Here is a 23,668-nt window from a genome sequence, read left to right as displayed (position 1 = left end):
GGGCCTGTCGAGGGGGGGTCAGTTGCCGGCGGCGGGCAGTGCCGTCCCGGCCTCGGATCCGCCGTTGGCGCCGGCGCGGGCCTGCAGCGCCTGCTGGTACAGGGTGCCGGCGCGGTAGGACGAGCGCACCAAAGGACCGGACATCACCCCGGCGAAGCCGATCTCGCGGGCCTCGTCGGCCAGCTCGACGAACTCCTGCGGCTTCACCCACCGCTCGATCGGGTGGTGCCTCGGGGTGGGCCGCAGGTACTGGGTGATGGTGACCAGATCGCACCCGGCTGCGTGCATGTCGCGCAGCGCCTGGGAGATCTCCTCGCGGGTCTCGCCCATGCCGAGGATCAGGTTCGATTTGGTGACCATGCCGGCGTCGCGGGACTGGCTGAGCACGTCAAGGCTGCGCTCGTAGTTGAACGCCGGCCTGATCCGGCGGAAGATGCGCGGCACCGTCTCAAGGTTGTGCGCGAACACCTCGGGCTTCGCGTCGAAAACCTGTTGCAGGAGTTCAGCTTTCGCCGAGAAGTCAGGCGTGAGGATCTCCACGCCGGTGTTCGGTGCCAGCTCGTGCACCTTGCGCACGGTCTCGGCGTACAGCCAGGCGCCCTCGTCGTCCAGGTCGTCGCGGGTGACGCCGGTGATGGTGGCGTACTTGAGCTGCATGGTGGCGATGGACTCGGCCACCCGCCGCGGCTCGTCCCGGTCCAGCTCACCCGGTTTGCCGGTGTCGATCAGGCAGAAGTCGCAGCGCCGGGTGCACTGGTCGCCGCCGATCAGGAAGGTGGCTTCCCGGTCTTCCCAGCACTCATAGATGTTGGGACAGCCGGCCTCCTGGCAAACCGTATGCAGCCCTTCGCGTTTCACCAACGACTGCAGGTTGGCGAACTCCGGTCCGGTGCGCATCCTGGTCTTGATCCACTCCGGCTTGCGCTCGATCGGTACCGCCGAGTTCCTGACCTCGAGCCGCAGTAGTTTGCGGCCCTCGGGTGCAATGGTCACTTGCCGTTCGCTCCGTCCTTACGCTGGCTCGCCGGCAGCTGGAAACCCTGCTTCTCGGCCGCTTCCGGGGTGCGGAACCACACCTCGGCGACGGTCGAGTTGTAGAACCGGCTGCCCGGCACGTGGTACAGCATCGAGTCGGCGTTGCCCTTCACCGGGAAGCCCTCCGGCTGCGAGCCGTCGGCCTGCGGCGCGTGGCTGTCCGGGCCGAAGTCCTTGCGGGGCTTGGCTGCTGCGTCCTTGGCGGTGCCCTTGCCGGCCGCGGTCGCGGTGGCTCCGACGCTGCCGGTGCCCTCGCGAGCGGCGTGCTTGCCGGTGTCGGCGAGCGACCGTGCCGCTGTGGTTCCGGTGCCGCCGGCCGTCGCCGCTGATCCGTTGGCGGAGGTGGTTGCCGACCCGACGGCACCGGCACCCGGCTGCTCGTCACTGGCGGCGACCGCTGTGGTCTTGGCCGCCTGCGCCTGCTGTGCCTGCTTGTCGGTGCCGGTGGCGGACTCGGCGCCGGTGCCGACCGTGCTCTTGCCGGCGTCGCTCTTGCCGGTGTCGCTCTTGTCGGTGCCGGACGTGGCGTCCGTCTTGTCAGCCTCGGACTTGGCAGCGTCGGACTTGTCAGCGTCACCGGCCGGCTTGGCGGGCGGGTACACCGGGGCACCGGTGGTGGCGGGCGGTTGGGTCACCTGACCGCCGCGCAGGAACTTGACGACGGCGACGGTGCCGGCGGCGAACAGCAGGAACAGCACCAGCTTGCGGATCGGGTGCGACTTCTTCTTGCCGGCGGCCTTCTCGGCCTGCAGCGCCGCCTTGGCGGCTTTCTCGTCGGCCTGCTTGGCGGCGTGCGCCACCTTGTTCGCAACGGCTGCGACCCGGCCGGCGGCCTTGGTCTTGCCCTCCTCGCGCAGTTGCTCGGCGCGCCCGGCCAGTTCACTGGCCTTGTCGCCGGCCTGCTGCTGCCAGTCGGCGAAAGTGCGAGCGCCGTTCTTGCGCGCCTTCTTGGCGCTCTTGGCCGCGCGCTTGGCGGCCTTGCGGGCCCGGCCGGAGAAGTCCTCGGCCCGGTCGGCCAGCGTCGAACCGACGGCGTCGATCTTGCCGGAGAGCCCGACGGATACCTTCTCCGCCACCGGTGCCGCCGAGTGCGCGGCATCGCCGGCCAGTTCGGCGACCTTGGCGGTGGCCGACTGGGCGACCGGTGAGTGCACCGCTTGATCGGCCAGCTTGGCGACCTTGTCGGCGGCCTCGGAGGCCACCTCGGCCACCTTCTCGCCGACGACGCCGGCCTTTTCCTTCAGGTCCTGGGTCCAACTCGGGGCGCTCATCACTCGGCTCCTCGTCTGCTCACTATGGTTCACGTGTCTCGGTTGCGGCCGGTCTCTGTCTTGAACCCGGTCTCGTCGTTGCTGCTGATGGTTGATCTCGTCCGGCTCGGGTGCCGGCACGCTGGTGCCGGTACCCAACCCGGAGTAGTCAGCATTCCATGATCGCTCACCCGCTTGGGGGGCGCCCGCCGATCCGGTCTCGATCGTCCGGGTCTGCGCCGTCTGACTCATCCGAGCGCCCGGTCCAGCTGCCAGTCAACACCCGCTGGACGCTGTGCTGCCGGCAGCGGATGCGACCGGACGGTGAGGACGCCGTCGAGCGCCTGCCGCAGGCGGGCCGTCACCGGCGCCAGCGCCTCGGAAATGAGCACCTCGCGCCCGAGTTCGGTGGTCAGCGAGGTGACGCCGGCGTCGGCGATGCCGCACGGCACGATCCGGTCGAAGGCCGCCATGTCGGGATTGCAGTTCAGCGCGAAGCCGTGCTGGGTGACACCGCGGGCGATGCGCACGCCGATGGCGGCGATCTTGCGCTCCGGGCGGCCGTCGCCGGCGGGCAGCCACACCCCGCTACGTCCGTCCACCCGGCCGGTCGCGACGCCGAGATCGGAACAGGCGGCGATCAGTACCTCCTCGAGCGTGCGCACGTAGTGCACCACGTCGATGGGCTCGGACAGCTTGAGAATCGGGTAGCCCACCAGCTGACCTGGGCCGTGCCAGGTGATCCGGCCGCCGCGATCGACATCGACAACCGGGGTGCCGTCGGTCGGCCGGTCGGCGGGCTGGGTGCGGCGTCCCGCGGTGTAGACGTCGGGATGTTCCAGCAGCAGCACCCGCCCCGGGCAGTTGCCCTGCTGTACCTCGGCGGCCAGCGCCTTCTGCTGCTGCCAGGCCGCCAGATAGTCGACAAGGCCAAGCTCGGCGAACTCGATGTCCGCGGCGGTTCCCGGCGTCACCAGCCCGGTCTGCCGGCTCGGGATCGACACGTCGGCAACGCTCATCCGACCAGCCTAGAACTCGATCGCCGCAACGGTCCGGTCAGGGTGAACGATCTGCGGTTTGTGGACAACCGGGCGGCCGGGGCCTGCCGCTGCCTACGGTTCGGAGCATGGTGGGGCATGGCGCAGATCAACCTGATGAACCTGATGCGCCCGGATTCGTCCTCGGCGGCTACCGGGCGCTGCGACTGCTGGCCACCGGCGGTTCGTCCCGGGTCTACGAGGCCGCCGCGCCGGGTGGGGAGCGGGTGGCGCTCAAGGTGCTGGACGGGCCGTATCAGGCGGCGTTGACGGCGGCGAAACGGCAGGTCGCGCTCACCACCATGGTGAACCACCGGCACGTCGTTCCGGTGCAGGGTCCGGTCTACGACGTCGGCAGGGTGGCGGTGGTGTCCGAACTCGCCGCGGGTGGCACGCTCGCCGATCTGCTCGGACGCCGCGGCCCGCTGGCTCCGGCCGAGTTGCTCACCCTGCTGATTCCGTTGGCGGCGGCACTGGCCACCGGGCACGAGCGCGAGGTGGTGCACGGCGACCTCACCCCGGCGAACGTGCTGTTCGACGCCGCTGGGCGGCCGCTGCTCACCGACCTCGGCGCTGCTCAGATCGTCGTGGATTGCGGGCTGCCGGTCGCGGCGACTCCGCCGTTCGTCGCGCCCGAGGTGGCCCGGCGCGCCCGGCCCACCGCCGCGGCCGACGTGTTCTCGCTGGGCGCCGTTGCGCTGTTCGCCGCCACCGGCCGGCCGGCCTGGAACGCCGACGACATCGCCGACGTGGTGGTGCAATCCACCGTCGGTCAGTGGCCCGATCTGCCTGACGAGCTGCGGCAGCAGTTCCCGGCACCCTTGCGCAAGCTGCTGCGCTCCATGCTGGCCGAACTGCCGGCCGACCGTCCTGGTGCGGCGCGGGTGGTGATGGAGCTGTCCGGATGCGGCAGGCCGGCGCCGATCGAACTGGCTGCTGCCGGAGACGTCGGGGCCGGGGATGTTGGTGCCGGGGACGTTGGTGCCGGGGATGGTGCTGGCGCGGATGTGGGTGGCGCCGGGCGGCCGCCGGCCGGCGGGCGCGCGGCACCGCCGGGTCGGCACGCGCTGCCGGACGCCGATCTCGACAGTGCCGTCGACTCCGGTCTCGCGTCCGATCTTGCGTCCGGCGGCTGGCGGTCGGTTCCGCTGGACGAGCTGCAGCGCCGGCGCCCACTCACCGGTGCGGACTGGCGGGACGGCGCACCGCTGGCCGACGCCGATGGCCCGGACGCCCAGGACGCCACCCCGCCGGCGACCGTCGAGGTGGCACCGAGGGCGGGATTGCGCCCGGATCGTTCCGGCGAACGCGGCGCAAAAAGCGTTGCGCACCAGCGGGTGCGGCGCATCGTCACGCAGATCCGGCCGGGCGCTGCCGGCTCCGCCCGTGCCGCTGCACCCGCCGCAGCTCGGCCCGCGGCCGGCCGGACTGCCGGGCTGATGGCCGGCCTGGTCGGCCGCACCCGGCGAGAGCGAGGGCTGCGCGCCGCGGCGTTGGCGGCGGTACTGGTCGCCGTGCTCGTTGTACCCGGATGGTTGCGTGGATCAGCTGGTGGGCAACCACTTTCGGTGCAACCGCGGGCGTCGGCGACCGCGACGGCGACGGCGACGGAGACTGTGTCGGCGTCGGCCGCAGTGGGTGCTGCCCGTGTGGCAGCCGACGAGACCCCGTCGGGAGCTGCTGCCGCGCGCCGGCCGCCGACCGGAGGCTGGCTGGGGGAGGTCCGGCGGCTGGACCGGGCCAGGGCGGAGGCGTTGGTGTCGAGGAACAGTGCAGCGCTGGCCGCCGTCTACGCCGACACCGCCGCAGCGGCGTCGGCGCTGGCCGCCGACCGCGGCACCATCGAACAACTCAGGGCGCGCGGCTGGCGGGTGCAGGACGCGGCCCACCGCATCACCACCGTCGGCGTCATCGACAACAGCGGCAACAGCGGGGGTGACGGCAGCGGCGGTGACGGCAGCGGGTCCGTCCGGCAGCGCGGTGACGGCAGCAGTGGGCCGGTCCGGCAGAGTGCCGACGGCGCGGGGCAGAGCGCCGGCGTCATGGCGGAAGAGCCCGAGCTGATCACCCTACGGGTAGTCGACGAGCTGCCCGCCTACCAGGTATTCGACGATGCCGGTAACCCCGTGGGGCGCACCCCGGCTCGCGGATCGGCGGCGCGCATCGTGCAACTGGCGCCGGTCGACACGGGAGCAGGAGGAGTCGGCGGGTACCGGATCGCCGCCATCGGTTGAGCCGCACCGCCGACACGCGAGCGCAGATCCGGGCAGTGTCGGTGGGTCGTCCTAGCGTGAAACCCATGCGATTGCTGCACACCTCCGACTGGCATGTGGGACGCACGTTCCACGGCCGCGATCTGCTGGAAGACCAGCGGTCGGTGCTTGCCGCCATCGCCGAGCTGGTGGCCGAGCACCGGGTCGACGCGGTGCTGATCGCGGGAGATCTGTACGACAGGGCCGTTCCCTCGGCCGACGCGATCGCCGTGCTCACCGAGGCTTTCAGCGCCATCAGGGCGGCGGGTGCGCAGATCGTCGCGTCGGCGGGCAATCACGATTCCGGGCCGCGGCTCGGTGCCTTCAGCGATTTCCTGGCAGCGGGCGGCCTGCATCTGCGGGCCGATCCGCAGCGCCTGGTGGAGCCGGTGCTGCTGCCGGATGCCGCCGCGCCAGAGGTGGCGTGCTACCCGGTGCCCTATCTTGAGCCCGAGGTGGTGCGCCGGCGGCTGGGGTTGCCCGGCCCGGCGTCCCACCAAGCGGTGATGTCGGTTGCGCTGCAACACATTCGAGAAGACTTCGGCCGGCGCAAGCGCGAGCACCCGGAACTGCACGGGGTAGCCATGGCGCACGCATTCGTGGTCGGAGCCAGCCCGGCCGGGTCCGAGCGGTCGATCGCCGTCGGCGGTGTCGAGTCGGTCGGGGCTGAGGTTTTCGACGGGCTCGACTATGTGGCGCTCGGGCATCTTCATGGGGCGCAACAGGTTTCGCCGCAGCTGCGGTATTCCGGCTCGCCGCTGGCGTACTCGTTCAACGAGGCCGGGCACCGCAAGAGCGTCACGTTGGTCGAGCTGGCCGCCGGCCGGTCGATGCGCATCAGCGAGCTGCCGCTGCCGGTACCCCGCCCACTTGTCGAACTGACCGGAACGCTGCAGGAGTTGCTCGCCGGGTACGGCGAGTACACCGAGCATTATCTGAGCGCGCGGCTCACCGACCCGGTACGCCCGCTGGAACCGATGCGGCGGCTGCAGCAGAAGTTTCCCTATGCCGTCACGCTGAGCTGGCAGCCGCCCGAACCCACGGCGCACACCGTCGGTGTCGACGTGGCCCGCGCCGGCATCACCGACGTCGAGCTGGTGCACACCTTCATTGCCGAATGCCGCGGCAGCACCGCCACCGCAACCGAGGCCGGGCTCATCGACCAGGCGCTGGCGCTGGCGCGCGCCGGCGGAGGGGAGTAACCGATGCGGTTGCACCGGCTTACGCTGAGCGCCTTCGGTCCCTACCCTGGCGAGGTCGAGGTCGATTTCGACGCACTGGGCGAGGCCGGCCTTTTCCTGCTGCACGGCGACACCGGTGTCGGCAAGACGTCCCTGCTCGACGCGGTGGCCTTCGCCCTGTACGGCACGGTGCCCGGCCCGCGCGGGCAGGCGAAGCGGCTGCGCTGCGATGCCGCCGAGCCACACACCCGCACCGTTGTCACGCTCGAGCTCAGCCTGTCCGGCCGGCGGCTGCTGCTCACCCGCAGCCCGGAATACCTGCGCCCGAAGACCCGCGGCGAGGGCACCACCAAGCAGCCGGCCAAGGCGACGCTGACCTGGCTCGACGAGGCACCGGCCGGCAGTACCGGCTCCGGCGGCCCGGCCGGGTTGACCGGTCACCGCGAGGTCGGCGACGCCGTGCTCGACCTGATCGGCATGTCTGCCGACCAGTTCTTCCAGGTGGTTCTGCTGCCTCAGGGCGAGTTCGCGCGGTTCCTGCGTTCCGACACCGCGGAGCGAGAACAGTTGCTGGAGCGGCTGTTCGACACCGGCAGGTTCGCCGACATCGAAGAGGCCTTCGCCAGCATGCGACGCGAGTCCGGGCAACAACTGCGCCGGCTGAGCGACGAGCTGCAGCGGCGGCGGGCCACCCTCGCCGAGGCCAGCACCAGCGACGCGGCCGCCGAGTTCGGCGCCGAACAGCTCGCCGCTCTTGCCCGGACGCAGCAGGCGGCGGCGCAGGCCGCCGAATCCGCAAGCGAGCGGGCACAGCAGGCCAACAAGGTGGCCGCGGCCGAGCTCGCCGCGCTCACCCAACGGGCCGAGCTGGTGCGCAGCAAGCAACAGTTGCTGGCCCAGCATCGGCAGCTGGCCGGCCAGGCCGACGAGATCCAGGCCAAGCGGAAGGCGCTGGCCGGTGCGCTGGCCGCCGTCCCGGTGATGCAGGCCAGGGCCACCGCTGACGGTGCCGCTTCCGAGCTGCAACGCGCCGCGGCCGCCGAACGCCAGGCGGCTCGGCGCACCGAGCAGCTGGCGGCGCGCTGCGGTGAAGACGCCGCCGGCTGGAACGGGAACGACCTGCTTCAGGCGGCCGAGCACGCCGACCAGTTCGGCCGGCCCCCGGACGCTGGTGAGTTGCGGCGGCTCGCCGCCACCGGTCGCGAACTGGCCGGAACGCTGGCCGCCGTCGTCGCCGAGGCCGGCCAACAGGGCGACGACGAGCGCCGCAGGGGCGAGCTGGCCGCCGAACTTGCGGAGGCGGTCGACCAGATCACCGCAGGCGAGACCACCGTGGGCGCGGTTCCCGGCAAGCTCACCGAGCTGCGCGATCGGCTGGCCGCCGCCGAGCAGGCCGCCGCCGAGGTGCCCGGTCTCAAGGCCGACGTGGCCGCTGCCACCGCCGTGGCCGACGCCGCGGACACCCTGCAGCGGCTGCAGCCACAACTCGCCGACTGCGGAGAGCAGGTGCGCGCCGCCGTCGACGCGCATCAGCACAGCCGCGAGCTGCGCCAGCAACTCACCGAACGGCGGTTCGCCGGCATGGCCGCCGAACTGGCCGCTGCCCTGGCCGACGGCGAGCGATGCCCGGTGTGCGGTGCCGGCGAGCACCCGCATCCGGCCCGGCCCAGCGATGATCAGGTCAGCTCCGCAGACGTCGCCGCCGCCCAGCAACAGGAGAACGCCGCTGCGGAGCAGCGCACCGCGCAGGAAACCAGGCTGGCCGAACTGCAGCGCCGCTGCGCCGAGCTGACCGGCACCGCCGCCGGGCTCGACAGCGAGCAGGCGGTCGCCGCACGTGACGCGGCCGCCGCCAGGGTGCGGGCCGCCGTCGCACTGGCCGGGCAGACCGGCAAGCGCGCGAAGGCACTGCAGGCGCTGGAACAGCGCCAGCTGGAGCTGCAGCAACACCTGCACCAGTTGATGAGTCGCCGTGCCGCGCTGGTCACCGAGAGCCACGCCATCGAAGACAGGTTGCGCGACCGGGCCGAGCTGCTGCGCCGGCACGCCCGGCCGTTCGCCACCGTTGCCGAGCGGCGCCAGCACGTCAGCGACCTGGCCGGTGCCCGCGAGCAGTGGGCCGCCGCCGTCGACGCGCTGCACACCGCGATCGGGGCGGCGACCAGGACGGGCCAGGCGTTGAAGCTGTCGGTGGAACATGCCGGCTTTGCCGATCTGGAGGCCGCCGCGGCCGCCGCCACCGCGATCGACATCGACGCCGCCACCGCCCAGATCCGCAGCTTCGAAGACCAGCAGGTGGCGGTCGCCGCGCGGCTGGCCGACCCCCAGCTCGCCGAGGTGGACGCCGGCCAGCGCCTCGACCTGGCGCCGGTGCAACTCCGCGCTGCGGACGCCGAGAAACGGGCCGCTGCAGCGATTGCCGCCGCCGAGACCGCGCGGCGGGTGCAGCGTCGTTCCGCGACCGCCATCAAGGCCGTGACGGCCGCCCTGGGCGCGCTCGCTCCCGTCGCCGCACGGGATGCCGAGTTGACCGCGCTGGCCGACGTGGTGGCCGGCCGCGGCCAGAACGCCAGGGCGCTGTCGCTGCGTAGTTATGTGCTGGCCGCCCGGCTGCGGCAGGTGGCCGAGGTGGCGGGCCAGCGGCTGCTGCGCATGTCGGGCCAGCGGTACAGCTTCGTGCACTCCGCCGAGCGCGAGTCGCGCGGGCGCAGCGGCGGCCTCGGGCTCGACATCCTGGATGCGCACACCGGCACGGTGCGCCCTGCGAAGACCTTGTCGGGTGGCGAATCGTTCCTGGCGTCGCTGGCGTTGGCGTTGGCGCTGGCCGACGTGGTGGCCGCCGAATCCGGCGGTCAGCTGCTCGACACGGTGTTCGTGGACGAAGGCTTCGGCACCCTCGACGCGCAGACCCTCGACGTGGTGATGGACACCCTTGACGATCTGCGCGCCGACGGCCGCACCGTCGGTCTGGTGTCGCACGTCGACGACCTGCGCCAGCGGATCCCCACCAGGCTGCATGTGCGGCGCACCCCGGCGGGCCCGGCGCCGGTGCTGCAGACCAGCTGACCTCGCCGGTCACTGTGGCTGCGTCGCTCGTCGGCCGCTGCCGCGGGCACCGCCCTTCGAGCGCGGCCGATATCCGCGCAGCCGCAGCGGCGGCATCGCATAGCCTTTGCGGGTGCCGAACACCGAGCCGAAACCCCAGCCCGATGCCACCGATCCGTCGTCATCCCTGTCCGCTGCCGATCTTCCCGGCACCGGCAGCACCGGCAGCTCGGACCGCACCGGCGGGACCCGCGGCAACGGCACCGGCGGCGCAGGCGACAACAGCGCCGGCAACGGCACCGGGGGCCTAAGCGGTACCGGCGGGGCAGGGGACACCGGCGGCGAGTCTGCCGCGGGCGCGGCCGAAAGCGTGGCGCCGCAACCGCATCCGGCGCCGCCGGCAAGCGTTCCCGGACCGGACGCGGACCCGAGCGTGCCCACCATGCAGGAGCTGCTGCTGCGGCTGCAGAAGTTCTGGACCGACCGCGGCGCCATGGTGGTGCAGCCCTACAACACCGAGGTCGGCGCCGGCACGGGCAACCCGGCGACCATGCTGCGTGTCCTCGGCCCTGAGCCGTGGACGGTCGGCTACGTCGAGCCCAGCGTCCGGCCGGACGACGCCCGCTACGGCGAGAACCCGAACCGGCTGCAGACCCACACCCAGTTCCAGGTGATCCTCAAACCCGACCCGGGCAATCCGCAGGAGATCTACCTGCAGAGCCTGGAGGCGCTCGGCGTCGACATCCGCTCGCACGACATCCGCTTCGTCGAGGACAACTGGGCATCGCCGGCGCTGGGCGCCTGGGGGCTTGGCTGGGAGGTGTGGCTGGACGGACTGGAGATCACCCAGTTCACCTACTTCCAGCAGGCCGGCGGGTTGACGCTCGACCCGGTCAGCGTCGAGATCACCTACGGCATCGAACGCATCGTGATGGCGCTGCAGAAGGTCAACCACTTCAAGAACATCGCCTACGCGCCTGGCATCAGCTACGGCGAGGTGTTCGGCCAGGCCGAGTACGAGATGAGCCGGTACTACCTCGACGACGCCGACATCGACACCAACAAGGAACTGCTGGCCGACTACAACGCCGAGGCGCAGCGCATGCTCGACGCCCGGCTGCCGATCCCGGCCTACAACTACGTGCTGCGCAGCAGCCACACCTTTAACGTGCTGGACGCCCGCGGTGCCATCTCCACCACCGAGCGTGCGGCCGCCTTCGCCAGGATGCGCACCCTGACCAGGGGTTGCGCCCAACTGTGGGACGAGCGCAGGGCCGAGCTCGGCCACCCGCTCGGTGAGGTGAAACCGCTGCCCGCGACGCTGCTGCCCGCCGAGCTGCCGACCGCGCCGGCCCCGGCGACGCTGCTGTTCGAGATCGGCGTCGAAGAACTCCCGCACGCCGAGCTGTACCGGGTCACCGACGCGGTGCGCTCCGCGGTGCAGGACAAGCTCGCGGCCACCCGGCTGGAACACGGTGACGTTCGCGCCGACGCCACCCCGCGGCGCATCGTCGTCACCGTCGACCAGGTGCACCCGCGCGAGCCGGACGCCGAGCGGAAGGTCAAGGGCCCCAAGGTGTCTGCGGCGTTCGACGCCGACGGCAACCCGACCAAGGCGGCCCAAGGGTTCGCCCGCGGCCAGGGTGTTGACGTTGCCGACCTGCAGCGGCTGACCATCGACGGCACCGAGCACGTCGGGTTGCTCGCCACCGACACCGGCCGCGATGCCGTCGCGGTGTTGTCCGAACTGCTGGCCGAGGTGGTGCACGGTCTGCGCGCCGAGCGCAACATGCGCTGGCGCGACGCGGGCCTGGCGTACGCCCGGCCGGTGCGCTGGCTGCTCGCCCTGCTGGGTGAGGTCGAGGTGCCGGTCGCGGTGTCGTCGGTGCCGTACGGGCGGACCACCAGGGTGCACCGCACCGCCCCGCAGCCGGAGGTCACGGTGCCGTCGGCGGACGGCTACGCCGACTTCCTGGCCGGGCATCAGATCGTGCTGTCCACCGCCGAGCGCCGAGCGCAGATCGTCGACGCCGCAACGGATCTGGCGGCCGGCGTCGGCGGCACGGTGGACGCCCGCGGGGAGGCGGCGCTGATCGATCAGGTCGCCGCGCTGGTGGAGAAGCCGACCGCGGTGCTGGGGAACTTCGACCCGCGGTATCTGGAGCTGCCAGAGGCGATCCTGACCACGGTGATGCGCAAGCACCAGCGCTACCTTCCGGTGCGCGGGGCCGACGGCGCACTGCTGCCGCACTTCGTCGCGGTCGCCAACGGCGACTGCGACCGCGAGCTGGTGGCCGAGGGTTTCGCCGCGGTGCTGCGCGCCCGTTACGAGGACGCTGCCTTCTTCTTCCGCGCCGACCAGACCATCAGCCCCGCCGAGCACAAGACCGGGCTCGGCAAGCTCACCTTCGCCGAGGGTCTCGGGTCGATGGCCGATCGAGCCGACCGGATCGCCGCGCTGGCAACGGTTCTGGCCGACCGTGCGGGTCTTGACGAAGCGGACCGGGTGACCCTGGCGCGGGCCGGAGAGCTGGCGAAGTTCGACCTTGCCACCTCGATGGTGATCGAACTGTCCAGCCTGGCCGGCACCATGGCCGCCGAGTACGCCAGCGCGGCCGGCGAGCCGCAATCGGTGGCGCAGGCTTTGGCCGACATGGAACGCCCGCGCAGCGCCGGTGGTGAGCTGCCCACCAGCGCCGCCGGCGCGGTGCTGGCGCTGGCCGACCGGCTCGACCTGCTCGCCGGACTGTTCGGCACCGGCGCGAAGGCCACCGGCAGCTCCGACCCCTTCGGGCTGCGCCGCGCCGCGCTCGGCGTGATCGCGATCCTGCGGGACCGGCCGGAGCTGGCCGGCATCACCCTGGAGTCCGGATTGCGTGAGGCTGCCGGTGTGCTTGCCGGGCAACAGGTTTCGGTCAGCGCCGACGCGTTGGCGCAGGCCCATGAGTTCGCGGTGCGACGGTACGAGCAGGCGGTGCTGGACGGCGGTGCCGATCACCGGCGGGTGCAGGCGGTGCTGCCGCTCGCGGACGCGCCGGCGGTGGCCGACCGGGCGCTCGCCGATCTGGACGCACTGGCCGGGCAGGCCGAGTTCGCCGACCTGGCTGCCGCCCTGCAGCGGGCCCGCCGGATCGTCGCGGCCGCCGGTGAGGTGTCTGCCGATTACGACGCCGGCAAACTCACCGAACCCGCCGAAACCGCGCTGCACCAAGTCTTCTCGCAGGTCCGCCAGAATTGGAACGGCGGCACCGTCGCCGAGTTCGCCGCCGCCGCCGCGCCACTGACCCCGGCCGTCAACACCTTCTTCGACCAGATCCTGGTGAACGCCGACGATCCCCAGTTGCGGGCCGCACGGCTCGGCCTGCTGGCGGCGATCGGCGATTTCGCCGACGGCGTCGTCGATTGGCAGGCGCTGGCGGCCTGAGTCGCGCGCTGTTGACCGATCGTTGGGCGTCGGCCCGCTGGCTCCGTGTCGCGCTTCGGCGCCCTCAGCGACGAGTGGCGCCCGCGCACGCTGGTGTTTTGCGCTCACCGGGCTGGTGCTGCGCTCCGGTGTCGAGGGGGCAGGGCGCGGGTACCTGCTGTTGGCGGGCATCGCCGTGGTCGCCGGGGTGGCAGCGTTGGCGCTGCCCGGCCGGGCTAGTCGAGCAGATGCCGCAGGAAGCGTTGCGGCGCACTGAGGAATCCGCGCCACTGCGTCACCAGATCCAGTTCCTGCCAAGGTGTTTCGTGCATACCGTCGTCGTCCAGTTGATAAACGGTGGCCCCGGGAAGGGCGGCCAGCAGCGGCGAGTGGGTGGCCATGATCACCTGGCTTCCCTCGCTGGCGAGGGTGTCAAGCAGCGACAGCAGACCCAGGCACGAGGAGAACGACAGCGCCGCCTCCAGCTCGTCCAGGAAGAACACCCCGGCCTGGGCGAAGTGCTCCTGGAGCACCCAGAGGAAGCCCTCGCCGTGGCTGCGGCTGAGCACCGGCGTCTCGCCGCGGTCGGGACGGCTCTCGCCGATCGACTCGTCATAGGCGCGCAGATAGCCGTGCATCGCCTCGGCCCGCAGGAAGAACCCGCCGCGAGCCGCCATCCGGTCGGTCTCACATGTCAGGTGCCGGGCCAGCGGCGCCTCGTCGCGGCCGACGCCGGGGCCGGTGCGATCCATCGGCAGCCGCGGATAGCTGGCCGCCAGCGCCTCGACAATGGTCGATTTGCCCGACCCGTTCTCGCCGACCAGCACGGTGACTCCGGCCGGCACCTGCCAGCCATCCGGCAGATCCAACAACTGGCGCACCGCCGGGATCGCCGCCACCCAATCGGGCAGCGGCGTGCGCGGGTCGGGGTCGCGAACAACCCGCTTCAGGTGCCGGCGCGGCGCGCCATGGCCCGCGCCGGCAGATGCTGCTGCCACCGACCCATTGCACCGCATCGCGGATCGGCGGCTGTCGCAGGGGGCTCACCCGGCGGGCTGCTCGGGAAAATTCAGCTGTACCGACAAACCCGGCCGGAATCCAGCCGACAGCGGCGTAAATCGGCGCGGGACTGCGGCTGGTGCTGAAAGTTTCGCCGGCACGGCCCGTCGCCGCCGGTACCGAGAGTCCGGCCGGCGCGGCGCCTGGGGGTAGCCGGCCTGTGCAGCAGCGGCGGGCCGGCCGGGCCGCCCTGGCATGATCGCGGTGAACGCCGGCCGGCGCCGGCCGGTGGACAGGGCGTTGCGAACAAGGGAGCAACAGTGGCACTGACGGCGGGCACGGCGGGCCGGTGGCTCGGCCGTGCCGTCGGCGGTCTGCTGGTGCTGATGGTGGTGATCGCCGCCGGCCTGTTCACCCGCATGATGATCACCGCGAACCGCGACGAGCGGCAGCCGGTGCAGGCCATCGTGGTGCTCGGTGCCGCGCAGTACAACGGGCGGCCGTCGCCGGTCTACCAGGCCAGGCTCGACCACGCCTACGAGCTGTGGCAGCAGCGGGTGGCGCCGCTGGTGGTGACCGTCGGCGGCAACCAGCCGGGTGACCGCACCACCGAGGGCGCAGCCGGACGGGCCTACCTGGCCGAGCGTGGGGTGCCGGCCAGTGACCTGCTGGCGGTGCCGACCGGCGGCGACACGCTGGCCAGCCTGCGCGCGGCCCAGCCGGAACTGGCTGCCCGTTCCATCGGCTCTGTGGTGCTGGTGAGCGACCCCGCCCACGTCTACCGGGCCGCGCTGATGGCCGGGGATCTCGGGCTGCGGGTGACCACCTCACCCGAGCGCGACGGGCCCACCGCCAGCGGCGCGCAAACCTCCTACTTCGCCAGGGAACTGGCCGGGTCGCTGTTCTACCTGGTCACCGGCGGTTCGTCCAACGCCGGCGGAACCGTCGAGTGACCAGTGGTGAGCAACCAGTCAGCCCCCGGTGAACTGCGGATGACCGAACCGCCCGACCGGGACAGCCGCTCTTCGGCGCCGCCCGGTTACTCCGGTGACGACGTCGACCGGCTGGTGCGCGAACCCGGCAAGTCCGCCGAGCTGGCGGCCGGATCGGCTCCGACCTCCGGCCGGTCGCCGTTCGCCAGGGACCGGGCCAGGGTGCTGCACTCGGGAGCGTTGCGCCGGCTGGCCGGAAAGACCCAGGTGGTGCCGCCGGACGAGGACGACGTGCCGCGCACCCGGCTCACCCACTCGCTGGAGGTCGCGCAGATCGCCCGCGGCATCGGCAGTCAACTCGGCACCGACCCCGACCTGGTCGATCTGGCCGGGCTGGCCCACGACATCGGCCACCCGCCGTTCGGTCACAACGGCGAGGCGGTGTTGAACGAGATCGGCGCCGCCGCAGGCGGTTTCGAGGCCAACGCGCAGAACCTACGGCTGCTGACCGAGCTGGAGCCGAAGGTGCTCGCTCCGGACGGCAGCTCGGTGGGGCTGAATCTGACAAGGGCGGCGCTGGACGCCGTCATCAAGTACCCGTGGGCCCGCGCCGAGGCGCCGGGCGGCACCGGGAAGTTCGGTGTCTATCCCGAGCAGCAGCCGGTGTTGGAGTGGATTCGCCCGGCCGGCGGGAGCCGGCTGTGCCTCGAGGCGCAGATCATGGACTGGGCCGACGACGTCGCCTATTCGGTGCACGACGTCGAGGACGGCATCGTCTCCGGCCGCATCGACCTGCAATCGCTGCGCGGCCCGGCGGCCGTCGACGAGCGCCTGGCGGTGGCCGAAGCCGCCGGCCGCGGGCTCTCCACCGAGTCGGCGCACGACCTGGCCGAGGTGCTGGGGGAGTTGCTCGACCGCCCGGAGATCAGCGCCGCCACCCACTTCCGGCCCGGCCTGGCCGGTCAGGCGGAACTGAAGCGAGCCAGCAGTGAGCTCACCGGACGGATGATCAACGGCGCGGTGACCGCCACCCGTCGGCAGGCGGGGGACGGACCGCTCACCCGCTACCAGGCCGACCTGCTGGTGCCGCGCCGGCTCCGGGCCGAGGTGGCGATGCTCAAGGCGGTCGCTGTCCGCTACGTGATGCGCACCCCGGCTCGGCAGGCCACCCAGGAACATCAGCAACAAATTCTCACCGAGCTGGTGACGGCGCTGCACGACCGCGGCGCCGAGGCGCTCGACCCGCTGTTCGCGCCGCGCTGGATCGCCGCCGGGGACGACGCGGCCCGGCTGCGGGTGGTGCTCGACCAGGTGGCGTTGCTGACCGACGCCGAGGCCACCCGCTGGCACCGGCGGCTCACCGGTTGACGGGTTCAGCTGACCGGTTCTGCACGGGTGGCTTCGCCGAGGGCGAAGTGGCTCCGCTGTGGGCGCAGTGCCCTTGTCCTCACCCGCTGCTGCACGCGAGCATCTGATCAGCCCGGATCACCGGGCGAGATCGGGAGAGGTGAGTCGGATGGGGAAACGACATCCACTGCGGCGGCTCGGGCGCGGGGTGCGCGGCGTGGCGCGGGGCATCGGGCGTGGGGTATCGCGGCTGCTCGGCCGCTTCCGGCGGGTGCCGGCCGGAGCCGCCCGGCGCGGCCCCGGCGACGACACCGGCGGCAGTGCGGCCGGCGTGCGCGAGCCGCGCAATCCGCTGCCCACCACGCTCTCCGGGGCGGCTGCCAGGCCGCTGCCGAAGGAGCCGGTGGCACCATGACCGGGCGTGGTTGTACCTTTCCTGCCTCCAGTGCGGCGAATCGGCCGATGTCGGCGCGTTTCGCGGCACTGGAAGCAGCTCAGGTACAACACCGGCAGCGGTGGGCAACCAACCACGTTCCGGCCGGGGCCGCATAGAGTGTTGTAGTGGCGGGACGGATTTCGGATGCGGACAAGGAACGGGTCCGCGACGCCAACCGCATCGAGCAGGTGGTCGCCGAGTACGTCGCGCTGAAGCCCGCCGGCGGCGGCAACCTCAAGGGTCTTTGTCCCTTCCACGACGAAAAGACCGCGTCGTTCAACGTCCGGCCCAGCCACGGCAGCTACCACTGCTTCGGCTGCGGCGAGGGCGGCGACGTGTTCAGCTTCGTCGCCGCGATTGAACACCTGAGCTTCGTCGAGGCGGTCGAGCGGCTGGCCGAGCGGGTCGGCATCGTCCTGCAGCGGGTGGAGGGCGGTAGCGGGCCGCGCGTGAAACCCGGAACCCGTTCCCGGTTGCTGGCCGTCAACAAGGCCGCGGCGGCCTTCTACGCCGAACAGCTCGCCGCCGACGAGGCAGAGTCGGCGCGGGCGTTCCTTGCCGAACGCGGATTCGACCTGACCGCCGCGCTGCGCTTCGGCTGCGGCTACGCCCCGGGTGGCTGGGACCGGCTCACCAAAACACTGATCCGGCAAGGATTTTCGGCCGAGGAGCTGGAAAAGGCAGGGGTATCGCGCCGGGGTCAGCGCGGGATGATCGACCGCTTCCACCGCCGGTTGCTGTGGTCGATCACCGATGCGGCCGGCGATGTTGTCGGATTCGGTGCGCGCCGGCTCTTCGACGACGACCCGATCGAGGCCAAGTACGTCAACACCCAAGAGACTGTGCTGTTCAAGAAGTCTCAGCTGCTGTACGGCTTGAACCTGGCCAAAAGAGACATCGCCAAACAGCGCACCGCTGTGGTGGTGGAGGGTTACACCGACGTGATGGCCATGCATCTGGCCGGCGTCACCACTGCCGTTGCCTCCTGCGGCACCGCGTTCGGTGACGAGCACATCAGCGTGCTGCGCCGATATCTGATGGACTCCGAGCTGATGCGCGGCAAGGTGGTGTACACCTTCGACGGTGACGCGGCCGGGCAGAAGGCCGCCCTGAAGGCGTTCGAGTCCGACCAGAAATTCGCCAGTGAGACCTTCGTGGCGATCGCGCCGGACGGCATGGACCCGTGCGAACTGCGGCAGGCCAAGGGCGATGCCGCGGTCCGTGGCCTTGTCGACCGGCGCACACCGCTGTTCGCGTTCGCCGTCGACAGCGCGCTGGCTCAGTTCGATCTGGAGCAGCCGGAGGGTCGCGTTGGCGCGACCAGGGCCGTCACCCCGCTGCTGGCTCAGATCAAGAACCCCGACCTGCGCGCACAGTACGTCAACAAGTACGCAGGTTGGCTTGGCGTTGCCGAGTCGGACCTGGCCGGCAAGGTCCGCGAGGCGGCTCGCATTCTCTCTGCCCGGCAACGGGAACGGGAGCGCCCGGCGGTGCCGTTTCGCGGCCAGCCCGCCGCCGATCAGGCCAACGGCACCGCCCGTCCGGGCGGCGCCGCAGTGGGGCAGCGCGCCGCCGTGGGGAATGCATCCGGTGGCGCCTCCGCGGGCGCCGGGGCGACACCGATCGCCGCGGGCCAGGCAACGGCCACCGCGGTGCAGGCGCCGCAGGTGCGTCGACCCGACCCGCGGGACCCGCGCTCGGCGGTGGAGCGCGAAGTTCTGAAACTCGTTCTGCAGCAACCGGATCTGGTGGCGGCCGACTATCCGAACATTCCCGTCACGGTGTTTTCCGACCCGGCGTACCAGGCCGTGCACGAGGGGGTGCTGGCGGCGGGCGGCCCGGGTGACGCCCCGCCGGGTCCGGCGTGGATGGGTGTCGTCAGCGAGCGGCTCGCCCCAGGTGTGTTGCGGTCGCTGGTGTCTGAGCTGGCGGTTGAGCCGCCGCACCAGCGCGACGGCCAGCCGACGGCCGACTATGCCGGTCGGGTGCTTGCGGCAATGGCGGAACGGGCGGCAGCTGCGGAAGAGCGGCGGCTCGGCTCGGCGCTGCAGCGGGCCAGCGCTCAGGGCGACCGAGAGCGGGCGGCTGCCCTGCAGGCCGATCTGTTCTCGATGACGGCTTACCGCAGGGCGCTCGCCCAGCGGGCAAGGGGAGAGGACTGATGGGTCTGCTGCGGCGTTGGTTCTCCGCGAACTCCGTTGTCCCACAGCAGGTCCGCGACGAGCTCGGTCCTGAGGAAGTGGTGCATGCGCATGCCCGCAGTACCGACGGTGTGCAGCTGACCGTGACGAGGTTGCGGCTGTTGATCCTGCGTCCGGACGTGTCTGGAGGGGCAGAGCGCTCGGCGGAACCGGCGGCGGGCGAGACCGCGGTCGGTGCTGGGCTGTCGGCGCTGCCATGGCACCGCATTGCCAAGGCCAGGCTGCAGCCGCGGCAGCTCACCGTGATTCCGTTGCGAGAGCTGACGTTTGGTAGCGATCAGTCCGGCGCCGACACGGGTTGGGACGGCGAACTCACCGTCGATGCTGCCCCGCTGACTTTTGCGCTGGAGCGGCCGGTCAAGGTGACCGACCAGATCCACGCAAGGGTGCGGCGCTCGGTGGCCGCCAGCCGATATCTGCCGTGGCACGGTGGGGGCGGCTGGGTGAGCCTGCGCCGGGTGGCCGGACGGGACGGGCTGTTGCCGCAGCTACGACTGGATACCGGCGCCGACCCCGCGGCGCCGGGACTGCTGGTCGCAGCCAAGCGGGTAGCGGCGCAGCTGCGTCAGGTGGACGACCAGGGCGTCATCGGCGTGGACTGAGCGCCCAACGTCGGCAGTGGGCCGTGGCTGCTTTTGTCCGAAAGTGGCTTCTCGTCGCGAGTTCGCCGCGGGGCTCCGCGGCAAAGCCCGAACGAGAAGCCACTTTCGGACATTTGAAACTCGCACCACCGGCTTGCTCGGCTCGCAGCCGGTGGCAGGCTGAGGGCGGGCGTCAGGAATCCAGGCAGCGGATCGCGCTGCGGGCGCCGGCTGACGCATCCGACATGCCGAAGCTGGCGGCTGATGGCAGCTGAGCGTTGTCCTGGGCCGGGGGATTCACGGCGTACACCTTTGCGGGACCGTCCAGTGCGTTCATCGCGAAAACCGCCGTCACCTGCTGGCCGTCAGGCTGCCGCAGATGCATGGCCACCGCATACATGTCGCCGAATGCCGGGGCGCTGACGGCTTGGGGTTGGTCTTCGACGGTGACGCCGGTGCGGAGTTCGCCGATCAACCAGTCGGTGGCCTTGGGCGCCGGCACGCAGTCCGACCGAGCGCCGGTGGGGCTGGTGGTGCAGGCCGCGAGCGAGGCGAGCAGCAGCGCTCCGACGGCGGCAACCACCGCGCGGTGCCGGTGACCGATCATCGAAGCCCCTTTCACCGGTAGTTCCACGGCCAGCTCGCTCAGCACAACGGCCCGCGGCTCGGGTGAGCGGCGGGCCGTGGGTGCTCAGCGGCGTAGTGCTGCCGAGCGAAGCTCCCCCGGTTGGACTCGAACCAACAACCGTCCGATTAACAGTCGGATGCTCTGCCAATTGAGCTACGGAGGACCGTTCTGCGCCGACGTTGCCGGCCTCCATCGGCCGTCGCAGCGCTCAACAATGGTAGCCCACCGGCGAGCGTGGTCGGTACGGGGTTTGCCACCGCCGGCCAGCCAGACGGGAGGGGGACACGGGCAGAGACGCGGGCAGGGACAAGCCCGGTGCGCGGCGCTGGGTAGGGTGCCTGCGGGGCGGTAGCTCAGTTGGTCAGAGCAGCGGACTCATAATCCGTCAGGTCCTGGGTTCGAGCCCCAGTCGCCCCACCAGACCGAGGTATTGCGTCGGCTGATGCCTTGCCGGCTGTTTCATGGTGGGCCGCTGCGCGCGGGGGGTCGCTCGGGACCGCGTGGAAACCGGGTGCGCGCATAAGGACTGCGGGCACACCAGCTTGACCCAGAGGGGCACGTTGCTGTCAGTCGCGGTTGCCCCCGAACTGGGGCTGGCGGCGGGTGGACGCGCGAACGGCGAAGTGGCCCAGCAACGCGACAATGCCGAGCAGGATGAACAGGTTGCTTGCTGCGTGCTGATACGAGGACAACCCGGCATTCACGACGGTGCCGCCGAGGGCTGCGACGATGGCCTGCCCAATCATGCTGGCGACCGGGATCGCGGCGGCGGCCTTCGCATCATCGGCGTCGTTGGGGACGCTGGACATCACCCACACGGACAGGTGGGGATTGGAAAGACCCGTGCCTGCTCCGGCGACGACCAATGCGATGATCCAGCCGGTCAGCGCCAACGGCGTCGCGGGGACGAACTGCAACAGAACCAGGACGAGCATCGCGACGGTAGTGATCGCCGGGCCAGCAAGTGCCAACCGTTGCTGATCGCGTCGGCGCTTGACGCGAGCGCTCGCGAGTGCTGCAACTGACCAACCCGCGGAGACCGTCGCACCGAGGAAACCCGCCGCGAACGGCACGAGGGTGAAGATGCGCTGACCGAACAGCGGGGTGAACGCCTCGCTGACCGTCACCGTTGTGGTCAGCGCGAGAGCGATGTAGAGCCACTTCAACGACCCGGCGCGGTAGGTGATCGCCGGCAGCACACCTGATCTGGTGGCGCGGTCGACGGCCACGAACGCGATGACCAGCGCGGTTCCTACGGTCACAGCGACCCAGAACCACCAGCCGGGGACGACGCCGGCCACGCTCAACGCTGCGACCGCGGCGGTGAGCACCAGCAACGACGACCACGGCAGCCTGCTCGCGGTCTCCGAACGGGGCGAAGGGGGCAGGACCGAGGTCGCAGCGATACCGAGTCCGACAGCGACGACCGCGACCACGCCGAAGGCCAATCGCCAGGCATCGAACTGTGCGAAGGCGCCACCGATGGTGGGGCCGGTGAGCGTGCCGATCCCGAACATCGCCGAGATGATCGCGGTGCCCTTGCCCCAGGACTGCTCGGGGAGGGCGGACCGGATCAGCGCAAAGGCCAAGCCGGACAGCATGCCGCCGCCGACGCCTTGGACCAGGCGGCCAACGAGCAGCAGTTCCATCGTCGGTGCCGCCGCAGCGATCGCGCTGCCGATGCCGAACGCTCCGCCCGCGACGAGGTAGGAGACACGAGAACCGAGACGGCCGAGCACGGTCGGCACGGCCATCGTCGCTGCCACGCTCGCGACGATGAAGACCGTGGTGACCCAGGCGTAGTAGTTCTCCCCGCCGATGTCGGTCACGATGCTGGGCATCAGTGCGCTGGTCAGGTAGATGTTCATGGCTTGCAGCAGCATGCCGCCGGCGAGCACGACGATCACGCCTCCCTGGCCGGTTGCGGCTCGGGTGCTGGATGGCGTCGGTGGGGCTGCGGAGGGGGTCATCCCTGGAACGCTAGAAGTTGAACAAATGTTGAAGTCAACAGCCCGGTGTGTCACATTGCAGGCATGAGCGTCACAACGGTGATCGGAACCGAGTCCGGGCTGACGGTGAGCGAGGTTGCCGCCCAGAGTGGGGTCGCACCGTCGGCCGTGCGCTTTTATGAACGCCACGGCGTGATTCGCGCACAGCGCACCGCGGGCAATCAGCGCCGGTTCGCCTCAGATGCCTCATGCCGCATCAAGGTGGCCAAGCTCGCCCAACGCGTCGGCCTTACCGTGAAAGAAATCGCCGAGACCTTCGATGCTCTGCCGCCGCAGCCACAGCCAGAGGAGTGGAGCAGGATCGCCGACCACATCGTCACGGAGGCCGAGCAGCGCGTCGAAGCGCTCAAACGCGCCATTGCCGCGATGAGCACCGGCGGCCATCTGTGCGACATCGATGAGGCGCTAGCCACCATGCCCTGAGGCGGAGCGTCAAGACTGCCGGTCGGCGCCGCTGATCGCCGGGCTCGTGGGAACCGCTTGCGCCGCAGCCGGAATCGACCGTCAGTCGCGAGGTTCCGCGGGCTGTTCGGCCCGCCGTGGCGCCTTCGGCTCGGGTGCGAGCTTCAGCCCGACCACGGCGAGCACGATGCCGCTGATGAAGATGATTTTGCCGACCGAGACGGTTTCGGCGCCGGTGATCATCGCGTAGCTCACGGTCAGCGCGGCCCCGACACCGACCCACACCGCATAGGCGGTACCGATCGGGATGTGCCGCACCGCCCAGCCCAGCCCGATCATGCTGGCCGCCAGCGCGACAAAGAAGATGACCGTGGGCAGCGGCTCCGAGAATCCATGGGACTCGCCGAGCGCCGTCGCCCACACCGCTTCGCAGATGGCGCTGAGCAACAGGATCAGCCATGCCATGTCAGCTCACCACCTTCAGCCCGATGACGGAGCCGACCAGCAGCAGGATCAGCAGACCGCGCAACACCGTCGGCCGCTCCTGCCCGGTGACGAATCCCCAGAGCACGGTGAGTGTTGCGCCGATGCCGACCCAGACGGCATATGCGGTGCCGGTGGGCAGGGTGCGCATCGCCAAGGCCAGGCCGGCCATGCTGGCCGCCAACGCCACCAGAAACAGGATGGTCGGGCCCTTGCGCCGGAATCCGTTCGACTCCGACAGCGCGGCGGCCCACACCGCCTCCAACATCCCCGAAACGATCAAGATGATCCACGCCATGACTGATGGCCCTTCTGAGTCAGTCTTGTCGTGGTGCGGGTACTGCTCCCTCGTCCGCGAGCCCGATCGCTGGGCTCCGCGGGCGAGTCTACCGGCGATCGCGCCGCAACGCTGGTATTCAGCCGTCACAAGGTGCACAATGGTCACGG

The 23,668-nt window shown here is 71.2% G+C and carries 18 protein-coding genes, 2 tRNA genes and 1 riboswitch; of the genes, 11 read left to right on the top strand and 9 right to left on the bottom strand.

Annotated features, from left to right (window positions below):
* Positions 1-18: 18 nt before the first annotated feature.
* The 3 genes from lipA to lipB all read right to left on the bottom strand — a co-directional run bounded on the left by lipA (position 19) and on the right by lipB (position 3,304).
* On the bottom strand, positions 19-993 hold the full coding sequence (gene lipA / locus HKD39_RS17760; RefSeq protein WP_171201205.1) for a lipoyl synthase: 975 nt from the start codon (positions 991-993) through the stop codon (positions 19-21).
* The gene (locus tag HKD39_RS19035; RefSeq protein ID WP_212754720.1) at positions 990-2,306 is read right to left on the bottom strand and encodes a sunset domain-containing protein; all 1,317 of its coding nucleotides are present in this window, start codon (positions 2,304-2,306) and stop codon (positions 990-992) included. The genes lipA and HKD39_RS19035 overlap by 4 nt, the downstream gene beginning before the upstream one ends.
* Before the next feature lie 227 nt (positions 2,307-2,533).
* Entirely contained in the window at positions 2,534-3,304 is a 771-nt protein-coding gene (gene lipB / locus HKD39_RS17750) for a lipoyl(octanoyl) transferase LipB (protein ID WP_171201204.1), read from the bottom strand.
* Between the two features lie 107 nt (positions 3,305-3,411).
* On the opposite strand from lipB, the gene HKD39_RS17745 reads away from it, so the two are divergent.
* From HKD39_RS17745 to HKD39_RS17730, 4 genes are all read left to right on the top strand, one after another.
* Positions 3,412-5,556 carry a serine/threonine-protein kinase gene (locus HKD39_RS17745; protein WP_171201203.1) on the top strand — a complete coding sequence of 715 codons (2,145 nt, stop codon included), beginning with the start codon at positions 3,412-3,414 and terminating at the stop codon, positions 5,554-5,556.
* 65 nt (positions 5,557-5,621) lie between these two features.
* On the top strand, positions 5,622-6,776 hold the full coding sequence (locus HKD39_RS17740) for an exonuclease SbcCD subunit D (protein WP_171201202.1): 1,155 nt from the start codon (positions 5,622-5,624) through the stop codon (positions 6,774-6,776).
* 3 nt (positions 6,777-6,779) lie between these two features.
* Positions 6,780-9,821: an AAA family ATPase gene (locus tag HKD39_RS17735; RefSeq protein WP_171201201.1), complete on the top strand. Its 3,042-nt coding sequence runs from the start codon at positions 6,780-6,782 to the stop codon at positions 9,819-9,821.
* 421 nt (positions 9,822-10,242) lie between these two features.
* Positions 10,243-13,224 (top strand): glycine--tRNA ligase, encoded by a 2,982-nt coding sequence (locus tag HKD39_RS17730; RefSeq protein ID WP_171201232.1) that lies wholly within the window; start codon positions 10,243-10,245, stop codon positions 13,222-13,224.
* 215 nt (positions 13,225-13,439) lie between these two features.
* On the opposite strand, the gene HKD39_RS17725 is transcribed toward HKD39_RS17730, so the two are convergent.
* Positions 13,440-14,201 carry an AAA family ATPase gene (locus tag HKD39_RS17725; protein ID WP_212754718.1) on the bottom strand — a complete coding sequence of 254 codons (762 nt, stop codon included), beginning with the start codon at positions 14,199-14,201 and terminating at the stop codon, positions 13,440-13,442.
* A gap of 321 nt (positions 14,202-14,522) precedes the next feature.
* Between HKD39_RS17725 and HKD39_RS17720 the strand changes: the two genes are divergently transcribed.
* The 5 genes from HKD39_RS17720 to HKD39_RS17700 all read left to right on the top strand — a co-directional run bounded on the left by HKD39_RS17720 (position 14,523) and on the right by HKD39_RS17700 (position 19,720).
* On the top strand, positions 14,523-15,155 hold the full coding sequence (locus HKD39_RS17720; RefSeq protein ID WP_343074766.1) for a YdcF family protein: 633 nt from the start codon (positions 14,523-14,525) through the stop codon (positions 15,153-15,155).
* Between the two features lie 39 nt (positions 15,156-15,194).
* Complete coding sequence (locus HKD39_RS17715) at positions 15,195-16,502, top strand: deoxyguanosinetriphosphate triphosphohydrolase (protein WP_171201200.1); 1,308 nt, start codon at positions 15,195-15,197, stop codon at positions 16,500-16,502.
* A 148-nt stretch (positions 16,503-16,650) separates the two neighbouring features.
* Entirely contained in the window at positions 16,651-16,896 is a 246-nt protein-coding gene (locus tag HKD39_RS17710; RefSeq protein ID WP_171201199.1) for a hypothetical protein, read from the top strand.
* A 146-nt stretch (positions 16,897-17,042) separates the two neighbouring features.
* A complete protein-coding gene (dnaG, locus tag HKD39_RS20705) occupies positions 17,043-19,079 on the top strand; it encodes a DNA primase (protein WP_171201198.1) in 2,037 nt (678 codons plus the stop codon).
* A complete protein-coding gene (locus HKD39_RS17700; protein WP_171201197.1) occupies positions 19,079-19,720 on the top strand; it encodes a hypothetical protein in 642 nt (213 codons plus the stop codon). The genes dnaG and HKD39_RS17700 overlap by 1 nt, the downstream gene beginning before the upstream one ends.
* Before the next feature lie 172 nt (positions 19,721-19,892).
* On the opposite strand, the gene HKD39_RS17695 is transcribed toward HKD39_RS17700, so the two are convergent.
* Together HKD39_RS17695 and HKD39_RS17690 are read right to left on the bottom strand one after the other, a co-directional pair.
* Positions 19,893-20,306 carry a hypothetical protein gene (locus HKD39_RS17695; protein WP_171201196.1) on the bottom strand — a complete coding sequence of 138 codons (414 nt, stop codon included), beginning with the start codon at positions 20,304-20,306 and terminating at the stop codon, positions 19,893-19,895.
* 111 nt (positions 20,307-20,417) lie between these two features.
* A tRNA-Asn gene (locus HKD39_RS17690) sits at positions 20,418-20,490 on the bottom strand.
* A 179-nt stretch (positions 20,491-20,669) separates the two neighbouring features.
* On the opposite strand from HKD39_RS17690, the gene HKD39_RS17685 reads away from it, so the two are divergent.
* Positions 20,670-20,747: transfer RNA gene (locus tag HKD39_RS17685), tRNA-Ile, on the top strand.
* A gap of 146 nt (positions 20,748-20,893) precedes the next feature.
* On the opposite strand, the gene HKD39_RS17680 is transcribed toward HKD39_RS17685, so the two are convergent.
* Complete coding sequence (locus HKD39_RS17680) at positions 20,894-22,297, bottom strand: MFS transporter (RefSeq protein ID WP_171201195.1); 1,404 nt, start codon at positions 22,295-22,297, stop codon at positions 20,894-20,896.
* A gap of 63 nt (positions 22,298-22,360) precedes the next feature.
* On the opposite strand from HKD39_RS17680, the gene HKD39_RS17675 reads away from it, so the two are divergent.
* Positions 22,361-22,759, top strand: a complete 399-nt coding sequence (locus HKD39_RS17675) for a MerR family transcriptional regulator (protein WP_171201194.1) — start codon at positions 22,361-22,363, stop codon at positions 22,757-22,759.
* Between the two features lie 81 nt (positions 22,760-22,840).
* Here the strand turns inward: HKD39_RS17675 and HKD39_RS17670 are convergent, their stop codons facing one another.
* Both HKD39_RS17670 and HKD39_RS17665 read right to left on the bottom strand, forming a co-directional pair.
* Entirely contained in the window at positions 22,841-23,203 is a 363-nt protein-coding gene (locus HKD39_RS17670) for a DMT family transporter (protein ID WP_171201193.1), read from the bottom strand.
* Between the two features lies 1 nt (position 23,204).
* On the bottom strand, positions 23,205-23,519 hold the full coding sequence (locus tag HKD39_RS17665) for a DMT family transporter (RefSeq protein WP_171201192.1): 315 nt from the start codon (positions 23,517-23,519) through the stop codon (positions 23,205-23,207).
* Positions 23,520-23,532: 13 nt separating this feature from the next.
* Positions 23,533-23,599: riboswitch (guanidine-III (ykkC-III) riboswitch) on the bottom strand.
* Between the last annotated feature and the right edge of the window lie 69 nt (positions 23,600-23,668).

It is taken from the genome of Nakamurella aerolata, from assembly GCF_013002705.1.
Classification (GTDB): domain Bacteria; phylum Actinomycetota; class Actinomycetes; order Mycobacteriales; family Nakamurellaceae; genus Nakamurella; species Nakamurella aerolata.
This window is presented reverse-complemented; position numbering and strand designations above follow the sequence as displayed.